Source organism: Roseomonas sp. TAS13, assembly GCF_001950415.1.
Taxonomy (GTDB): Bacteria; Pseudomonadota; Alphaproteobacteria; order Acetobacterales; family Acetobacteraceae; genus Roseomonas; species Roseomonas mucosa.
In genome coordinates, this window is sequence record NZ_BDLP01000464.1 from 1 (window position 1) to 2,954 (window position 2,954).

The 2,954-nt window shown below is 74.0% G+C and carries 3 protein-coding genes; all 3 read left to right on the forward strand.

Translation table 11 applies throughout. The annotated features are described in order from the left end of the window. On the forward strand, window positions 1-1,280 hold a 1,280-nt coding region (locus tag ROTAS13_RS22115; RefSeq protein WP_139323496.1), incomplete at its 5' end, for a response regulator. A 71-nt stretch (window positions 1,281-1,351) separates the two neighbouring features. Further along, window positions 1,352-2,410 carry a chemotaxis-specific protein-glutamate methyltransferase CheB gene (gene cheB, locus ROTAS13_RS22120; protein ID WP_058390366.1) on the forward strand — a complete coding sequence of 353 codons (1,059 nt, stop codon included), beginning with the start codon at window positions 1,352-1,354 and terminating at the stop codon, window positions 2,408-2,410. Then, on the forward strand, window positions 2,407-2,954 hold a 548-nt coding region (locus ROTAS13_RS22125; RefSeq protein ID WP_139323497.1), incomplete at its 3' end, for a PleD family two-component system response regulator. The genes cheB and ROTAS13_RS22125, both read left to right, overlap by 4 nt.

Genomic DNA, 2,954 nt, shown 5'->3' on the forward strand with positions numbered 1-2,954 from the left:
GCGAGGTCGGGCTGCGCGTCGAACTGGGCGGTGGACGGCTGCGGCTGCGCGTCTTCGACGACGGCGCCGGGCCGGACCCGGAGCGCATCGAGGCCCAGGCGGTGCGCCAGGGCCTGCTGCCCGCCCGCAGCACCGAGGCCCCACCCCCGGCCGAGGACCGCCTCCTCGCCCTGGTCTTCGAGCCCGGCTTCTCCACCGCCGAGGCGGTGGGGCGGCTGTCGGGGCGCGGCATGGGCCTGTCGGTGGTGGCGGAGGCGGCGCGGGCGCTGCACGGCCATGCGCTGATGCGGCGGCGCCACCCCTGGGGGACGGAGGTGGTGATCGACCTGCCCTTTTCCGCCACGCGGCAGAACGTGCTGCTGCTGGAGGCCGGCGGCCATCCCCTGGCCCTGCCGACCCATGGGGTGGAGCGCCTGCTGCGCCTGCCCGAGGCGGCGCTGCAATGGGCGGAAGGCCATCTCGCCACCCGCATCGCATGGGGTGGACGGGACGTTATGCTTCCCGTGACAAACCTCGCCTCCCTTCTCGGTGTCTCCGGCGCCCGGCTGCCCACCGAGGCCGGCCAGCTGAGCGCGGTCCTGCTGCGGGCCGGGGAGCGGCGCTGCCTGCTCGCGGTGGAGGCGCTCTCCGACGTGCGGACGCTGCCCGTCTCGGCGGTGGATGCGGGCGCGGGGGGCGGCTGGGGGCTGGACCCCGCCCTGGTCTCCGGCCTGGTCCTGCCGGCGGGGAGCCTGGTGCCGCTGCTGCGCCCCGAGGGGCTGATGGACCGCTGGCTGCGCGGCATGGGCGGCACCGGCGAGGGCCACGGCGCCGGGGGAGATGCCAGAGGACAGGCCGCCGGGGGCCGGAGCGACAGGCTCGGCCTGGTGCCCCGTCCCGGCGCTCCGGCGGGCGAGGCGGAGGCCGGCGAGCGCGCCAGTATCCTGGTGGTGGACGATTCCATCACCACGCGGACCCTGGAGAAGAGCATCCTGGAGGCGCAGGGCTACCGCGTCCTGCTGGCCGTGGACGGGGTGGAGGCGCTGAACCTCCTGCGCGGCGGCGAGGCGGTGATCGACCTGGTGCTCGCGGATGTGGAGATGCCGCGGATGGACGGCTTCGGTCTCCTGCAGGCGATCAAGAACGACCCGCGCCTCGCCGGGCTGCCGGTGATCCTGATGACCTCCCGCGCCGACGAGGCGGACATCCGGCGCGGGCTGGAACTGGGCGCCGGGGCCTATCTCACCAAGCAGAAGTTCGACCAGCGCGAGCTCCTGGCCACGATCGGGCAACTGCTGTGAACGGCGCCGCCCCCTCTCCCGGCTCCTCCCGGGGGCAGCTCCCCTCCGGACGGACGCTGCCCGTCAGGGTCATGGTCGTGGAGGACTCGCTGGTGGTGCGCCGTCTCCTCACGCACATCATCGCCAGCGACCCGCGCCTGCTGCTGGTGGGAGCGGTGGAATCGGCGGAGGAGGCGCTGCGTTCGCTGCCGCGCCTGCGGCCCGATGTCGTCTCGATGGACATCCGCCTGCCCGGCATGGACGGGCTGGAGGCGACGCGGCGGATCATGGAGGAGAACCCGACGCCGATCGTGGTGATCGCCGACGCGGTGGAGGATGCCTCGCTGCGCATCTCCATGAACGCGCTGCGCGCCGGGGCGCTGTCGGTGGTGGAGAAGCCGGTCGGCCTGTCCTCCCGCCACTACGAGGCGATCGCGGAGGAGATCTGCACCCAGCTCTTCATCATGAGCCAGGTGCCGGTGATCCGGCGCCGCGCCATCGGCCGGGCCGCCGAGCCGCCCTTCCCGGTCCTTCCGGAAGCCCTGCCCATGGCGCCTCCCGGCGCCGCGCCCGTGCGTCCCTCGGTGGTGGCCATGGCCGCCTCCACCGGCGGGCCGCCGGCCCTGGCGCGGGTGATCGGCGCCCTGCCCGCCGGCTTCCCGGCGCCGCTCCTGCTGGTGCAGCACATGGGGGCGCCCTTCATGGAGGGCTTCGCCGCCTGGCTGGACGGTCTCGTTCCCTTGAAGGTGGAAATTGGCCGCGATGGGGTGACGCCCCTGCCCGGCCATGTCTATGTGGCGCCCGGCGACCGGCACCTGCTGCTGTCGCGGGCCGGTCCGTTGCAGGTCAGCGCCGGTCCCTCGGTGGGCGGCCAGCGCCCCTCGGCCAACCTGCTGTTCCGGTCCGTGGCGGAGGCCGCCGGGACCAGGGGGCTGGGAATCCTGCTGACCGGCATGGGCGAGGATGGAGCGAGGGGGCTCACGGAGTTGCGGCGTCAGGGCGGCTTCACCATCACCGAGCACGAGAGCAGCGCCGTCGTCTATGGCATGCCGGCGGCGGCGGTGCGGTTGGGCGGCTCCTCGGCGAGCCTGCCGCTGCACCTGATCGCGCCGCGCCTGCTGCGCTTGGCCATGCCGGAGGCGCGTGCATGAACGGCGAAGCCAACGCCGGCGCCAGCATCCTGCTGGTCGAGGATTCCGATACCCAGGCCCTGCAGCTTCGCCGGATGCTGGAACAACAGGGCTTCGCCGTGACGCGCGCGGCCACGGCCGAGGCGGCGCTGGACGGGCTGAACGACGGGCTGCCCGACTTGGTGATCGCCGACTACCACCTGCCCGGCATCAACGGCGACGAGTTCTCGCGCCGCATCCGCATGAACCTGCGCACCCGGGCGATTCCGGTGCTGATGCTCACCAACGCGCGGGAGCAGGACCTGGAGCGGCAGGGGCTGGAAAGCGGCGCCGATGCCTATGTGTCGAAGGCCGCGGGACAGGAGGTGATCCTGCTGCGGCTGCGGGCGCTGCTGCGCCGCCGGCCGCGGGGCGCCGAGGAGGCGCCGCCACCCGCCGGCTCGCAGGCACAGCCCGCCTTCCGCCGCGCCGCCATCCTGCTGGTGGAGGACAGCGCCACCCGCAGGGCCTGGATGAGCCGCCTGCTGTCGCAGGACGGCTACGCCGTCCATGCCGTCGCCTGTCT